The following is a 14806-nucleotide window of genomic DNA, read 5'->3' on the forward strand; positions in this document are numbered from 1 at the left end:
AGCCCACAGATAGTCAGAGTCCAGCGAACGCCCCAAGCCCAGCAAGCCGGTCAAGCCAGGCAAGCCGGTCAGGCCCAGCAAGCGGGTCAAGGTGAGCCAGCAGCCAGCAGCCAGCAGCCAGCAGCCAGTAGCCAGCGGCCAGCCGTCTCAGCCGGTCGGACCCGACCCGGCAAGCCCGGCCAGTCCGGCAGCAGCGACCACAGCACACCACCTCCCCAAACACGACAAGCACCCGAGAAACACGACAAGCACCCGAGCACACCCGCATCACCCGAGAAGAGGAGGGGCAGCGTATGACCGGCGTCAACGACGACGTACCGGGCGGCCGCGAACTGCTGCGCGTGGAGGGGGTGACCAAGTCGTTCCCGGGGGTACGCGCGCTGGACGGTGTGGACCTGAGTCTGCGCGCCGGCGAGGTGCATGTGCTGCTCGGCGAGAACGGAGCCGGCAAGAGCACCCTGATCAAGATGCTCTCGGGCGCCCATCGCCCCGACTCCGGCCGCATCCTCATGGGGAGCGCCGGCCCGGACGACGCGTCCCGCGACAAGGGAGCGACCCGGGGTGAAGCGCGGGACGGCCTTGCTGAGGCGTCCGTGGGCGCGCTGCGCGACGTGCACATCCGTTCCGCGCAGGACGCCGAGCGCCTCGGGATCGCCACCATCTACCAGGAGTTCAACCTGGTCCCGGGGCTGACCGTCGCCGAGAACATCTTCCTCGGTCGCCAGCCGCGTACCGCCCTCGGCCTCGTCGACAAGAAGACCATGCGTGCCCGCGCCGCCGAACTCCTGGCGCGCGTACGGCTGGACGTCTCGCCCGCGACGCCGGTCGCCGAGCTGGGCATCGCCCGGCTCCAGATGGTGGAGATAGCCAAGGCGCTCAGCCTCGACGCCCGTGTCCTGATCATGGATGAGCCGACCGCGGTACTCACCTCCGAAGAGGTCGAGACCCTCTTTGCGATCGTCCGTGACCTGCGCGAATCCGGCGTCGGCATCATCTTCATCACCCACCACCTGGAGGAGATCGGCGCGCTCGGCGACCGGGTCACCGTGCTGCGCGACGGACGTTCCGTCGCCGAGGTGCCTGCCTCGACCGACGAGGACGAACTGATCCGGCTCATGGTGGGCCGGGACATCGCCGAGCAGTACCCCCGCCAGCGTCCCGAGGAACCGGGTGCTCCACTGCTCCGTGTCCGGGGCCTGACCCGTTACGGCGCGAAGCCGGGGAAGTCCCGCATCAGGTCGGAGAAGCAGGCGGCGCCCGCGACCGTACCGAAGGCGCCCCCAACCCCGGCGGCAAACCCCGTTCCCGAGCCAAACCCCGCCCCGGCGGCAACCTCCACTCCCGAGGCAAGCCCGGCTCCTGAGCCAAGCCCCGCCCCGGCGGCAACCTCCACTCCCGAGGCAAGCCCGGCTCCTGAGCCAAGCCCGGCTCCCGAGGCAAGCCCCACCCTCTCCGCTCCGCCCGCCCCAGTGGCAAGCCCCCACCCCGCCTCCACCCCCACCCCCGTCTTCGAAGCCATAGATTTCGAGGTCCGGGCCGGTGAGGTGGTCGGTCTGGCCGGGCTGGTCGGGGCGGGGCGGACCGAGGTGGTCCGGGCGATCTTCGGCGTGGACCGGTATGACGCCGGTACGGTCGAGGTCGACGGCGAGCAGCTGGCCCGCGGCGATGTGCGTGCCGCGATGCGCGCCGGGCTGGGACTCGTTCCGGAGGACCGCAAGGGCCAGGGGCTGGTCCTGGACGCCTCGCTCCAGGAGAACCTCACCCTCGCCCGGCTCGACCGGGACACCCGTGGCGGACTGGTGGACCGGGCCGCACAGCGGCGCCGGGCGGCCGAGGTCGCCGGGCAGTTGAAAGTGCGGATGAGCGGTCTGGCGCAGTCCGCCCGAACGCTCTCCGGCGGCAACCAGCAGAAGATCGTCATTGGTAAGTGGCTGCTGGCGGACACCAAGCTGCTGATCCTCGACGAGCCCACGCGCGGTATCGACGTCGGCGCCAAGGTCGAGATCTATCAGCTCATCAACGAACTGACCGCGTCCGGCCGGGCGGTGCTGATGATCTCCAGCGATCTGCCCGAGGTGCTCGGCATGAGCGACCGGGTGCTGGTGATGTCCCAGGGCCGGCTGGCCGGTGAGCTGTCGGCCGAAGAGGCCACCCAGGACGCCGTGATGGAGCTGGCGCTCCGGTCCCCGGACGGCAACCGCACGAGCAATGACCCCCAGGAGAGCGCGATGGAGGGCTCCGATGTCCGTTGAGCTGAAGAAGGGAGCCGCCGCCGAGGCGGTGGGAAGGGTGTCGGACCGGGAGGGGCCCGGTGCGTGGTTCTCCCGGGCGGTCCTCAGGAACGGCCCGCTCGGTGGCCTGATCGCGCTGGTCATCGTGATGGCGGTGCTGTCCCGGGACTTCCTCAACGGGCAGAACCTGCTGAACGTCGGTGTCCAGGCGTCGGTCACCGCGATCCTGGCGTTCGGCGTCACCTTTGTGATCGTCTCCGCCGGTATCGATCTGTCGGTCGGTTCGGTCGCCGGGCTCTCCGCGATCGTCGTCGCCTGGGCGGCCACCGACGGGGGCCTGCCGGTGTGGATGGCGGTGCTGCTCGGCCTGGCGGTCGGTGCGGTGGCCGGTCTGGTGTCCGGCACGCTGGTCGCGTACGGCAAACTGCCCGCGTTCATCGCGACGTTGGCGATGCTGTCGGTGGGCCGTGGCCTGGCGCTGGTGATCTCCGGAGGTTCACCGATCGCCTTCCCCGCTTCGGTGGGCCGGCTCGGTGACACCCTCGGCGGCTGGCTGCCGGTGCCCGTCCTCGTCATGATCGCGATGGGGCTGATCGCCGCGCTGATCCTGGCCCGTACGTACGCCGGGCGCGCGATGTTCGCGATCGGCGGCAACGAGGAGGCGGCCCGGCTGTCCGGGATCCACGTCAAGCGCCGCAAGCTGGTCATCTACGCGCTGTCCGGCCTGTTCGCCGCGGTCGCCGGCATTGTGCTCGCGGCCCGCCTGACCTCCGCCCAGCCGCAGGCCGCCACCGGGTACGAATTGGACGCCATCGCGGCCGTGGTGATCGGCGGGGCCAGCCTCTCCGGCGGCTCGGGCAAGGCGTCCGGCACCCTGATCGGCGCGCTGATCCTGGCCGTGCTGCGCAACGGCCTCAACCTGTTGAGCGTGTCGGCGTTCTGGCAGCAGGTGGCCACCGGGCTGGTCATCGCGCTGGCGGTGCTCCTGGACACGCTGCGTCGGCGGAGCGCGCGATGAGGGCCCGCACGGAGAAGCCGCGGACGGCCCGGGCGGCGATGCAGCGGATGGCCCAAGTGGAGAGGCCGCGGAGGGCGCGGGTGAAGGCCGGGCTGGTGGCTGGAGCGGCGGCGGCCGTCGCGCTCGGGCTGGCCGGCTGTGACCGGGGCGGCAACACCGATCTGGGGCTGGCGCTGTCCACCATGAACAACCCGTTCTTCGTGGGCATCAAGAAGGGTGCCCAGGCCGAGGCGGACGCCAAGGGGCTGCACATCAACATCACCGATGCGCAGAACGACCCCACTCAGCAGATCAACCAGATGGAGACCTTCACCAGCCAGAACGTCCGGGCGGCCATCATCAACCCGGTCGACTCCGACGCCGCGGTCCCCGCAGTGGGCGTCGCCAACCGGGCGAAGGTGCCGGTCCTCTCCATCGACCGCGGTGTCAACGGCGGCAAGGTCGGCTCGACCATCGCCTCCGACAACGTCGCCGGCGGCCGGCTCGCCGCGAAGACGCTGGCCGCCTCGCTGGGCGGCAAGGGCAAGGTGGTGTTCCTGGAGGGGCAGCCCGGCACCTCCGCCGCCCGGGAACGCGGCAAGGGCTTCGAGGAGGGCATCGGGAAGTACCCCGGCATCCAGGTGGTGGCCCGTCAGCCCGCGGATTTCGACCGCACCAAGGGCATGGACGTGATGACCAACATGCTGCAGGCACATCGCGATGTCTCGGGGGTGTTCGCGGCCAACGACGAGATGGCGCTCGGCGCGTCCAAGGCGCTCGGCGGCCGGTCCGGCAAGGACGTCAAGGTGGTGGGCTTCGACGGCACACCGGACGGGATCTCGGCGGTACGCGGCGGTACCTTGACCGCGACCGTCGCCCAGCAGCCGGAACTCCTCGGCAAGCAGGCCGTGGACTGGGCGCTGAAGGCCGCCCGCGGTGAGAAGCTGCCGCAGGCGGTCAAGGTGCCGGTGGTGCTGGTGACGGCCCGGAACGCGGCGGAGTTCGACGGCGGGTGACCCCGCCCAGACCCCGGAACCGGACCCGGAACCGGACCCGGAATCGGACCCGGAATCGGACCCAGCCCAGTACCCGGCGGACGAGAGCCCAGATGAGACGCCCGACGGGATCCCAGACGGGACCCCAGACGAGACCTCAGATGAGAAGACACGGTGCAGTGGCGCGCGGAGGAACGGCGCCGCTCGGCAAGGAGAGAACAGCGCATGTATGACGTCCTGGTGGTCGGCTCGGCCAACGCGGATCTGACGGTACGGGTCGAGCGGCGACCCGGCGCGGGGGAGACCGTGCTCGGTACGGACCTGGTCGAGTCGGCCGGCGGCAAGGGTGCCAACCAGGCGGCGGCCGCGGCCCGGATCGGCGGGCGTACCGCGCTGCTGGCCCGGGTCGGCGGCGATGCCTTCGGTGAGCTGCTGCTGAGTGCACAGCGCGCCGCAGGCACCGATGTCACCCCGGTCATCGTGGACGACGCGGCCCGCACCGGTACCGCGATGATCATCGTTGACCCGGACGGCGACAACAGCATCGTGGTCTCGCCAGGTGCCAATGCCGCGCTCAGCCCCGAGGACGTGGCGGCGGCGCAGGACGTGTTCGCCGCCTCCTCGGTGGTCTCCCTCCAGCTGGAGGTCCCCATGGAGTCCGTACGGGCCGCCGCCGCGGCCGCCGAGCGGGCCGGCGCCCGGGTCGTCCTCAACCCCTCGCCGGCTCCCCGGACCCCGCTGGCGCCCGAACTCCTCGCCGTGGCCGACCCGTTGGTGGTCAATGAGCACGAGGCACGGCAGCTCTCCGGGCGGGCCGACGGCACTCCCGCCGAGTGGGCGCGGGCGCTGCACCAGCATGGGGCCCGGTCCGTCGTGGTCACCCTCGGCGGCGAGGGCGCGCTGGTCCTGGACTCCTCGGGGACCGGAGAGGTCCCCGGTGTGCGGGTGAAGGCCGTGGACACCACCGGCGCCGGCGACGCCTTCACCGGTGCCCTCGCCACGCGCCTGGCCCGCGGCGACTCGCTGACCGAGGCGGCCCGCTTCGCCGTACGGGTCGGTGCCGCGGCCGTCACCAAGCCGGGTGCCCAGCCGTCCTATCCGACCCGCGCGGAGCTGGAGGTGCTGGCGCCGGAGACGCAGGAGACGCGGGAGAAGACCGAGATGCAAGAGTTGCAGGAGACGCAGGAGACGCAGGAGACGCAGGAGGGCTGAGGCTCCCGGCGGCGCCTCCCGCGCGGGTGTCATCACCCCTCCCACTCCTTCGGGCCGTACAGGGCGTGGTCCGCGCCGGTCGCCAGGGCCCAGTAGCGGTCACCGTAGGACCAGTGCCACCACTCGGTGGGGTAGTTGACCAGGCCGGCGGCGGTGAGGGCGGCGTTCAGCACCCGGCGGTTGGCGCGGGCGGCCGGCGTCAGGCCAGGGGCGGAGGTGTAGCAGGCGCCGTCGCTCTCCTCCGGAGAGGCGTTGATCGGCGTCCCCATGTCGACCGGCTCCCCGTCGGCGGTGACGAGGGTGAGGTCCACCGCGCCGCCCGCGCTGTGCGGTGCAATCTCGGGTGGTGACACATAGCGGCTGGCGGCCTCGTGGATCAGTGCGGCGTCCCGGTCGGGGTGCGCGGCGCGCAGCTCGGCGGCGTACCCCTCGAAGTAGCGGCGCTGCAGCTGCAGCGGCCGGTAACCCTCCACGAACTCCAGTCGCAGCCCGTCCGGCAGGGCCTCCTGCGCCACCAACAGCCGCTTCAGCACCCCCTCCCGCAGCTGTGCGAAGGCGCCGGTGCGGTCCTGCTGGTCGTCGGCCACCCGCAGCGAGGGCGCCGCGGTCCGGACGTCGACCAGCGGTTCACCGGACTCCTCGACCGGTATCGCGGCCACCGCCGGGTCCGCCATCAGCGTGACCCGTTCCCGGGCATCGGTCAGCACCAGCTCGGCGCCGTCGCCCGGCACCGCCTCCGTCCACGCGGCGGCCTCGGCCACCCGCTCGCCGGACGGTAGCCACGCCCCGCTGCGGCCGTACGCCGGGCCGGGGCTGCCGACCCCGGCGCCGTTGGAGAGCACCACCTGCAGGTCGTGTTCCCGCGCCATCTCGCCGTAGCGCGTCATCCACTCCGGTGCGTCGTGGAAGGCGCTGGAGAGGTAGACCCGGCAGCCGTCCGCCGCTGCCCGCGCCGGCATGTCGGGGGTGGCGCTGTCGAAGCAGGTCGCCAGGGCGAACCGGATCCCGCCCAGGGTGAAGCGCCCGTCGGTGGTGCCCGGGGCGAAGACCTCGCGCTCGGTCTCTGTCGGGTGGAGCTTGTCGTAGCGGGTGAGCAGGGCGCCGTCCGGGCCGTACACGAACGAGGCGATGGTCGGGCCGCTGCCGCTGCCGCTGCTGCTGCAGATGCCGCCGTCGGCCGCGCGGCCCGGTGCGTTCACCACCGCGGCGACCCCGGCCGCCCGGCACGCCTCCCGGACCGGCGCGAGCCGGGGGTCGTCCGGGGTGACCGTCAGCCCGTCCGGATCGGCCGCGATCCGCGGCAGGTCGTACTGCGTCAGGGCGAGTTCGGCGAAGACCACCAGACCCGCGCCGCGCTCGGCGGCCTCGGTGATGAGCGAGGCCATCCGCGCGGCGTTGACGTCGATGTCTCCTGGTACGGGACGGAACTGTGCGGTAGCGATGATCATTCGTCCATGATGCCCAAGGTGCTCGCGGCGCGTGCGGGCCTGTGGAAAACCCCGTTGTTGGGCACCTCCTCGGCCGCCACCGTCACGATCGCCCGCACCTGCCCGGTGATCGCCACCCGGTTCCGCACGAACACCGGGTCGGTGATCCGTCCCTGCTCGGGGTCGGTGTTGCCGGGGCCGAACTCCAGCACGGGGGTGTGCAGATGGCCGCCCGGGAGCTCCGGCCGACGCACCGCGTCCCTCAGCAGCGTCGCCCGGTAGGCGATCTCGTTGGACAGATAGTCCCCGCCGCCCCCGGCCCGTGCCGTGGACCCCGGAGTCGGGCCGTCCGGTCGCTCGACCGGCGTGCCGCCGCCCGCCGGTATCTCGGTGACGGCGGTGTGGTCGACCACCGGATACGGCCCGGTGCGGGCCGCCGCGATCCGCGCGTACGGCAGGCTGGTGGTGGTCCATTGCGGCTGCGGCGTCACGGTCGGCACGTCCGCCGGGATCGGCACGGTCCCGGTGCTGGACTCCCGCTCGTTGTCCGGAGAGCCGCCCCGCCAGGCGCCGTTGGTCCGCTCGATGTCGAACCGGCCCGGCCGTCCCTGACTGATGGTGGTGAACAGGTCCGCCTGCCGCGGCCCCTTACGGAGGTGCGGCAGCAGGGTGCGCTCCACCGTGCCGGCCGCGAAGTCCGCCCACCGTACGGGGAAGACCGCGGCCTCGATCCGGGCCGGCCGCCCCGACGCGGTGCGCACCGTCGTCCCGTCCAGGGCGAGCGCCGCCGCCCCCGAGGGGTTGCTCCGCCGGGGATCGTCGTCCAGCTGGAACGGGTCGAACCCGGTCACCACGATCCGCAGCACCCCCTCCCCAGCAGGCAGTTCGATCGAGTCCTGGCCGCGCGAGGACCGCTCCAGGGATCCCAGTAGAGCGTTGCGCTGGGCGGAGGTGAGAGCGAAGTCCGGCTTCCACGCACGTAGTTGGGCGGTCATCGCCAGCCGTGCCCAGTACAGCGGACGGTCGTCGTCGCGGCTCAGATCGCCGCCGGCGGGCCCGCGGCCCTGCGCCCGGTCCACCGCCCGCCGCCACAGCGCCCGGCCCTCGCCCGCTACCCGGCGCCCGGCCTCGGCGTAGGAGTCCGCCCCGGCCAGCCCGCGCCCGAACTCCCGTACCGCACCGTCGAATCCGCTGCACCGCAGGATCTCCTGCGGTGCGGCCAGGGACAGCCGGCTCTCCTCCACCGTGACGCCCGCCGCCGCGGGTGTGGCGGCGGCGGTGGCGGCCGGTAGGGCCAGCGACAGCGGAACAACGACCAACAGGGCGAGGGCCAGCGCGACCGGCTTGGCAGGCGCAGGCGTCGGCGTCGGCGTCGGCTTAGGGGTAGGCGTCATGGAGCGAGTAAAGCCGCCGGCCCCCAGGGGCGGTAGAGGGCGCCGCGCCGTCCGGAGGGGCCGGTGGATAGGGTTTCCGGTCCGGTGCGCCGTCGCGCCCGGCACACTCCACACCATCCAGGGGGAATTCTCTGTGGCCACTCCGCCACCACCGCACGGGCCCCATCCCGGCGCCCAGCCCTACGCCCCGCCGTACGGCCAGCAGCCTTACGGTGAGCAGCCCTACGGGCAGCAGCAGCACGGCCAGCAGCCGTATGGCCAGCAGCAGTTCGCCCCGCCTCCCGCTGACGGCCCGTACGCCCCGCCCCCGGCCGCCGGCCCGTACGCCCCGCCGGCCGCCGGCCCGTACGCACCCCCGCAGGGCAGCCCGTCCCCGCAGGGCGGCCCGTACCCGCAGGGCTACCCGTCCCCGCAGGGCAACCTGCCTCCGCAGGGTTACCCGTCCCCGCAGGGCCACCCGGTGCCGGCCCCCGGTCCCTACGGCCCCGGCCCGCAGCCGCAGGCGCCCGGCTGCCAGTTCTGCGGTGCCCAGCCCGCCGTCCAGGCCACCGTGCGCGGCCACCAGGGCATCCTCTACGTCATGCGGTTCCTCAGCCGCAGCGGAGTCTTCTGCAGGTCCTGCGGGACGGCCCTCTACCGGGAGATGTCCGCCAAGACCCTGTGGCAGGGCTGGTGGAGTCCGCTGTCGGTGGCCATCACGCCGCTGACGCTGCTGATGAACCTCGGGCCGCGGAGCAGCTTCCGCCGACTGGCCGCCCCCTCGGGCGGCTTCCGGCCCCCGCTCGACCCGGGCAAGCCGCTGCTGCGCCGCCCGGGCACGCTGATGATCGTGATCCCGCTGGCACTGGTGGCGGTGTCGCTGTTCGTCCTCTTCGTCATCGGACTGTTCCAGGACGACTCGGAGACCTACCCCTCCGATACGTCCCCGGTGGTGCAGCAGTCGCAGCCGCTCTCCACGGGGGACCACATGCGCAACGACGGGTCCTGACCTCCCCGGAACGACGGGTCCCGACCTGACCGGAACGACGCGTCCCCGATCCGAAGTGACCGGACGACGCGTCCCGACCTGACCTGACCGGACGACGCGTCCCGACCTGACCTGACGACGCGACCCGACCTGGCCCGGCCCGACCCAACCCGACCGACCGGACCGGGCACCCGGCCGCGGGGAACGGGCCGCGGCGGTTCACCCCTCGTCCGGCTCCCGGGCCGGCCGGCCGGACCGCCGCTCCCCGTCCTCCAGCAGCGCCAGGAAGTCCCGGAACGCACCGGGCATGTCCACGTCGTCGGGGTCCAGCAGCCATTGCAGTTGCAGCCCGTCCAGCACCGCGACCAGCAGCGGCGCGGCCCGCTCCGGGGTCAGGCCGCCCGGGAGGGCGTCGCCGTACTCGGCCCGCAGCGCCTCGGCCATCGAGGCGCGCACCGAGCGGAAACGGGACTCGAAGAAGGAACGGGCGGGGTGGTCCTCGGTGACGCTGTCGGCGGACAGCACGGTGTAGGTCTGCACGATGCCGGGGCGGGTGGCGTTGTAGTCCACGAGCTGGGCGAGGGTGTCGGTGCTCCCGGCCCCGGACGCCGCGACGGCCCAGGCCAGGTCCCAGCGGTCGCGTGCCTCCAGGACGGCCACCAGCAGGAGTTCCTTCGTCGGGAAGTGGTGCAGCAGCCCCTGCTGGGTCAGCCCGGCGCGCTCGGCGACGGCGGCCAGCGAGGTACGTCGGTAGCCGCGCTCGGAGATCAGCTCCATGGCGGCTTCCAGGATGGCCTCGCGCCGCTCGGCGCGCTGGGCCTGCCGCCCGCCACCGCCGGGCCGCGGTGCCGGTCGGCCGTCGTCGGGCGGGCCCTGGTCTCGTGCAGTCACCGGCCGAGCGTAACCCCGAAGTGGAGATCCCGTAGGGCAGAGGTATCGGAAATGTTACGGCGCCTACCGCGTGGCAGGTGAGAGGGTCAGAATCCGGACACGGGGGCAGCACGTCGTCCAGGAGCAAACCGGAGAGCCGTATGACCGAGGACCAGCCCCACCGCCCTGCCCGCACCGACCACACCGCGGCCGTCGAGCGGGCGCTCGCGGCCCTCGACCTCGACACCAAGGCCCGTCTACTGTCCGGCCAGGACATGTGGACGCTGCCGGCCGTGCCCGAGATCGGGTTGCGCCCACTGGTGATGTCGGACGGACCGGTCGGGGTGCGGGGCCGGGAGTGGAGCGCCGAGGACCCCTCGGTCGCCCTGCCCAACCCCACGGCGCTGGCCGCCACCTGGGACCCCGAACTCGCCCGCCGGACCGGCCGGTTGCTCGCCCAGGAGGCTCGCCGCAAGGGCGTGCACATGGTGCTGGCGCCCACCGTCAACCTGCACCGCTCACCGCTGGGCGGCCGGCACTTCGAGTGCTGTTCGGAGGACCCCTGGCTCACCGGCGTGATCGGTACCGGCTACGTCCGGGGCGTCCAGGAGGGCGGAGTCGGCGCCACCGTCAAGCACTTCGTCGGCAATGACGCGGAGACCGAACGGCTCACCGTCGACAACCGCATAGCGCCCCGCCCGCTGCGCGAGCTGTATCTGGCGCCCTTCGAGCACATCGTCGCCGACGCCCACCCCTGGGGCGTGATGACCGCCTACAACCAGGTCAACGGCGTGCCGATGACCGAGCACCGCCACCTCGTGGGTGAGGTGCTGCGCGGCGAATGGGGCTTCGACGGCTGCAACATCTCCGACTGGACCGCCGCCCGCGACACCGTGCGGGCCCTGCGCGGCGGCCTGGACGTGGCGATGCCCGGCCCCCGTACGGTCTACGGTGCGCCGCTCGCCGAGGCGGTCCGCGCCGGGGAGGTCACCGAGGCGGAGGTGGACCATGCGGTGCGCCGGGTGCTGCTGCTCGCGGCCCGTACGGGGTGTCTGGAGGGCGTGCCGGCCGCCGTCGACCCGGCGGAGGTCCCGCGGCACATCGACGGCCGGGCGCTGGCCCGCGAGGTCGCCCGCCGGTCGTTCGTCCTGCTGCGCAACGAGCCGGTCGCCGAGGGGCGGCGGGCGCTGCCGCTGGACGCCGCGGCGGTCCGGCGGATCGCCGTCATCGGGGCGGGCGCGCGCGAGGCCCGCATCCTGGGCGGCGGATCGGCGACCGTCTTCCCCGACCGCGTGGTCCCGCCGCTGGAGGGCCTGCGGGCCGCACTGCCTGACCACGTCGAGGTCACCTTCGCCGCCGGCGCCGACCCGCACGGCCGGATCCCGCACGCCCGCCGGGGCTTCGCCCTGCGCGCCCGCTACCTCGCCGCCGACGGTCAACTGCTCGCCGAAAAGCCGCAGTTCGACGGCAGGGTGCAGGTGATGGGCCAGTTCCCCGAGGGCGTCACCCGGCACAACCTCGGCGCCGTCGAGCTGACCGGCAGCTACACCCCGGAGCGCACCGGCAGCCACACCTTCGGCGTCGCCGGCACCGGCGAGCTGCGGCTGACCGTCGACGGTGCGGTCCTCTTCGAGGGCCGCTGTGTGCCGGAGGGCCAGGACCCCTTCGAGGCCTTCTTGAACCCCGTCGAGCGGCGGGTCGCGGCGACGCTGACGGCCGGCGAGAGCGTGCAGGTCACCCTGCGGTTCGAGCCGCTGGGGCGGGAGCCGGGTGCGGGGGTGGACGCGCTGCGCTTCGGCCTCGGCCACCGCGAGCCGCAGGGCGATCCCGACGCCGAGATCGAGGACGCGGTCCGAGCCGCGGCCACCGCCGATGTCGCGATCGTCGTCGTCGGCACCACCGAGGAGGTCGAGTCCGAGGGCTTCGACCGCACGGACCTGCGGCTGCCCGGCCGGCAGGACGAGCTGGTCACCCGGGTCGCTGCGATCAATCCGCACACCGTCGTGGTCGTCAACGCCGGATCGCCGGTGGAGCTGCCGTGGCGCACCGACGTGCCCGCCGTCCTGCTGAGCTGGTTCCCCGGCCAGGAGGGCGGGGCCGCGCTGGCGGACGTACTGCTCGGCGCGCACGAGCCGGGCGGTCGGCTGCCCACCACCTGGCCGGCCCGGCTGCGGGACGCCCCGGTCACCACCGTCACCCCGGAGGGCGGACAACTCACCTACTCCGAGGGGGTGTTCATGGGGTACCGCGGCTGGCAGGCGGCGGCGACGGCGCCCGCGTACCCCTTCGGGCACGGTCTGGGCTACACCGACTGGGAGTACGAGTCCCTGGACACCACCCCCGACTCGGTACGGGTCCGGGTCCGCAACGCGGGTGACCGGCCCGGCCGGGAGGTCGTCCAGATCTACCTGGCGCCGACCGCGGACGCCGCTCCGGATGCCCCGGAGCGGCCCGAGCGCTGGCTGGCCGGCTGCGCCGTCGTCGAGGCCGGCCCGGGGGAGAGCGCGGAGACCGAGATCCCGCTGCCGGACCGTGCGTTCGCGGTCTGGGACGAGGCAGCGGAGGGGGAGGGTGTGCACGGCGGCTGGCGCCGCGTCAAGGGCGTCTACACGGTCGAAGCGGCGCACAGCATCGCCGACCGCCGCCTGACCGCCGAGGTCACCGTCGGCTGACGCGCCCGGGGGCGCGCCTTCCCCGGCGCGCCCCGCACCACCACCACGACGGCGGCACCCTCAGGACGGCAGCACTGTCAGGACGGCGGCACTGTCAGGACGGCGGCACTGTCAGGACGGCGGCACTGTCAGGACGGCAGCACCGACACATCACCGCCGCTGGTGTGCGCCGTCACCTTGTGCGCGGAGTGCGGGTCGTTCGGCACCGAGACCTTGCTGTCGCCGCCGCTGGTGGAGGCGTCCACCGCATAGCTGCCCTTGGGCAGTCGGATGGTGACGTCGCCGCCGCTGGTCCGCCCCGAGATCTCGTCCGGTGCCGCGGTCAGCGCGACCTCCACATCGCCACCGCTGGTCTTCACCTTCGTCCTGCGGGCGGTGGAGTCCGCGACCGTGATGTTGCCGCCGCTGGTCTCCGCGGTGATCGAGCCGGAGGTGCCGTGGATGGTGACGTCCCCGCCACTGGTGTGCAGATCGAGCGAGGCGTCCCGCGGCAGCAGGACGCGGTAGTCCACCTCGCAGGTGCGCCCCATCCCGCACTCCTCGGCCTTCAGCGTCAGCCGGCCGTCCTTGAGCCCGTGCGCCGGCGTCGGCTTCTGGTCGTTGTAGCGGTACTTCTCCCGCACCTTGACCGAGCCGCCCGCGGCGACCGGCACCACCTCGATGTTCCCGCCGTGCGTCGTCGCCGCCAGCGAGGTGACCTTGCCCTGCACCGTGTACGTCCGCTGCGCCTCCTTCGTCGGACCGAAGCCCGCCAGCGAGCAGCCGGTCACCAGCACGGTCAACGCCGCACAGGACAGGGCGAGATGAGGAGCGCGGAGGCGGGCCATGTCGTTGTTTCTCCCCGAAGCAGGCACGAATGGAGCGGAAGGAAAGCGGTCGCTGTCATTCTCGGCCTCCGCCGCCGCGCCGTCGTCGCCGCAGGGGATGACCTTGGTATCCCCGTACGGGAGGACCTGCCCCTAAGGGGCGTGCCTCTCAGGTGCCGTCCGCGCTCCGGGGCCGCACCCCGAAGCGGTACTCCGTCACCGAACGGTGGTGACCGCCGGGACGGAGCACGGTGCCGGGGAAGTCCGGGCGGTTCGGGGAGTCGGGGAAGTGCTGGGTCTCCAGCGCGAGGCCGGCCGCGGGGCCGTAGGGGAACCCCGACGTGCCGGTCAGCGAGCCGTCGAGGTGGTGTGCGGTGTACAACTGCACCCCGGGCTCGGTCGTGGCCAGCTCCAGCACCCGCCCGGAGCGCGGATCGGACAGTTCGGCCACCGCCCGCGGCTGTGCGGTCACCCCGCCGTCGAGCACGAAGTTGTGGTCGTACGCACCGTCCACCGGCCGCGCGGTCCGGAAGTCGAAGCGGGTGCCCGCCACCTCGGCAGGCCCGCCCGGTAGCGGGATGCCGGCCGTGTCGACCGGCGTGTAGTGGGCGGCGGCCAGCCGCAGCCGGTGCCCGGTGGCGCTGCCGCTGCCGTCCCCGGACAGGTTCAGATAGCTGTGGTTGGTGAGGTTCACGACGGTCGGGGCGTCGGTCTGCGCCCGGTAGGCGATGCGCAGTGCGCCGCCTCCGGGGCGGGCGGTCAGTGTGTACGTCACGGAGACGTCCAGGGTGCCGGGGAAGCCCTCCTCGCCGTCCGGGCTGACCCGGTGCAGCTCCACCCCGTCCGCCACTGGCCGGGCGTCCCACACCACCCGAGAGAAGTTCCGCGGCCCGCCGTGCAGGCTGTTGGGCCCGTCGTTGGGCGTCAGCGGGTGGCTGCGGCCGTCGAGCGCGAAGGACGCCCCGGCGATCCGGTTGGCGTACCGCCCCACCAGCGCCCCGAAATGCCACGCGCCGTGCGCCACGTACGGCGCGAGCCCGGCGAAGCCCAGCGCCAGCTGCGCCGGCACCCCGTCCCGGTCCGGCGCCTCGATGCTCTGCACGATCCCGCCGTAGGTCAGGATGCGCACCCGGAGGGCGTCCGGCCCCGGCCCGGTCTCCAACGTCCAGCGGTCGACCCGGCCGCCGTCGTCCAGTGTGCCGAAGACCTCGCTGCTGACCTGGGTGTTCATGCCG

General features: G+C 73.2%; 9 protein-coding genes and 1 pseudogene. 5 read left to right on the forward strand and 5 right to left on the reverse strand.

What is annotated here, in order from left to right; translation table 11 throughout:
- Positions 1-293 precede the first annotated feature (293 nt).
- The 3 genes and pseudogenes from AB0G84_RS01865 to rbsK all read left to right on the forward strand — a co-directional run bounded on the left by AB0G84_RS01865 (position 294) and on the right by rbsK (position 5435).
- The gene (locus AB0G84_RS01865) at positions 294-2252 is read left to right on the forward strand and encodes an ATP-binding cassette domain-containing protein (protein ID WP_361314006.1); all 1959 of its coding nucleotides are present in this window, start codon (positions 294-296) and stop codon (positions 2250-2252) included.
- A gap of 28 nt (positions 2253-2280) precedes the next feature.
- A pseudogene (locus tag AB0G84_RS01870) lies at positions 2281-4244 on the forward strand (substrate-binding domain-containing protein).
- 204 nt (positions 4245-4448) lie between these two features.
- The gene (gene rbsK, locus AB0G84_RS01875; RefSeq protein ID WP_361314008.1) at positions 4449-5435 is read left to right on the forward strand and encodes a ribokinase; all 987 of its coding nucleotides are present in this window, start codon (positions 4449-4451) and stop codon (positions 5433-5435) included.
- A gap of 32 nt (positions 5436-5467) precedes the next feature.
- Here rbsK and AB0G84_RS01880 read toward each other — a convergent pair whose 3' ends face one another.
- Together AB0G84_RS01880 and AB0G84_RS01885 are read right to left on the reverse strand one after the other, a co-directional pair.
- Positions 5468-6883 (reverse strand): nitrilase-related carbon-nitrogen hydrolase, encoded by a 1416-nt coding sequence (locus tag AB0G84_RS01880; RefSeq protein ID WP_361314011.1) that lies wholly within the window; start codon positions 6881-6883, stop codon positions 5468-5470.
- Positions 6880-8256, reverse strand: a complete 1377-nt coding sequence (locus AB0G84_RS01885; RefSeq protein ID WP_361314013.1) for a pyroglutamyl peptidase — start codon at positions 8254-8256, stop codon at positions 6880-6882. Before AB0G84_RS01885 ends, AB0G84_RS01880 begins: the two co-directional genes overlap by 4 nt.
- A gap of 133 nt (positions 8257-8389) precedes the next feature.
- On the opposite strand from AB0G84_RS01885, the gene AB0G84_RS01890 reads away from it, so the two are divergent.
- Positions 8390-9244, forward strand: coding sequence for a hypothetical protein (locus tag AB0G84_RS01890; protein ID WP_361314016.1), 855 nt, complete (start codon positions 8390-8392; stop codon positions 9242-9244).
- Between the two features lie 198 nt (positions 9245-9442).
- On the opposite strand, the gene AB0G84_RS01895 is transcribed toward AB0G84_RS01890, so the two are convergent.
- Positions 9443-10114, reverse strand: coding sequence for a TetR/AcrR family transcriptional regulator (locus AB0G84_RS01895; RefSeq protein WP_361314019.1), 672 nt, complete (start codon positions 10112-10114; stop codon positions 9443-9445).
- A 140-nt stretch (positions 10115-10254) separates the two neighbouring features.
- Between AB0G84_RS01895 and AB0G84_RS01900 the strand changes: the two genes are divergently transcribed.
- The gene (locus AB0G84_RS01900; RefSeq protein ID WP_361314022.1) at positions 10255-12765 is read left to right on the forward strand and encodes a glycoside hydrolase family 3 C-terminal domain-containing protein; all 2511 of its coding nucleotides are present in this window, start codon (positions 10255-10257) and stop codon (positions 12763-12765) included.
- 128 nt (positions 12766-12893) lie between these two features.
- On the opposite strand, the gene AB0G84_RS01905 is transcribed toward AB0G84_RS01900, so the two are convergent.
- Both AB0G84_RS01905 and AB0G84_RS01910 read right to left on the reverse strand, forming a co-directional pair.
- Entirely contained in the window at positions 12894-13592 is a 699-nt protein-coding gene (locus AB0G84_RS01905) for a DUF4097 family beta strand repeat-containing protein (RefSeq protein ID WP_361314025.1), read from the reverse strand.
- 148 nt (positions 13593-13740) lie between these two features.
- Entirely contained in the window at positions 13741-14802 is a 1062-nt protein-coding gene (locus AB0G84_RS01910; protein WP_361314028.1) for an aldose epimerase family protein, read from the reverse strand.
- Positions 14803-14806: the final 4 nt, after the last annotated feature.

Source organism: Streptomyces sp. NPDC020742 (assembly GCF_040641675.1).
In the GTDB taxonomy this organism is placed as follows: domain Bacteria; phylum Actinomycetota; class Actinomycetes; order Streptomycetales; family Streptomycetaceae; genus Streptomyces.

Excerpts from the sequence above, each read along its gene's own strand:
- AB0G84_RS01865 (WP_361314006.1), top strand. The coding sequence starts at position 294 with ATGACCGGCGTCAACGACGACGTACCGGGCGGCCGCGAACTGCTGCGC.
- rbsK (WP_361314008.1), top strand. The coding sequence starts at position 4,449 with ATGTATGACGTCCTGGTGGTCGGCTCGGCCAACGCGGATCTGACGGTA.
- AB0G84_RS01880 (WP_361314011.1), bottom strand. The coding sequence starts at position 6,883 with ATGATCATCGCTACCGCACAGTTCCGTCCCGTACCAGGAGACATCGAC.
- AB0G84_RS01885 (WP_361314013.1), bottom strand. The coding sequence starts at position 8,256 with ATGACGCCTACCCCTAAGCCGACGCCGACGCCGACGCCTGCGCCTGCC.
- AB0G84_RS01900 (WP_361314022.1), top strand. The coding sequence starts at position 10,255 with ATGACCGAGGACCAGCCCCACCGCCCTGCCCGCACCGACCACACCGCG.
- AB0G84_RS01905 (WP_361314025.1), bottom strand. The coding sequence starts at position 13,592 with ATGGCCCGCCTCCGCGCTCCTCATCTCGCCCTGTCCTGTGCGGCGTTG.
- AB0G84_RS01910 (WP_361314028.1), bottom strand. The coding sequence starts at position 14,802 with ATGAACACCCAGGTCAGCAGCGAGGTCTTCGGCACACTGGACGACGGC.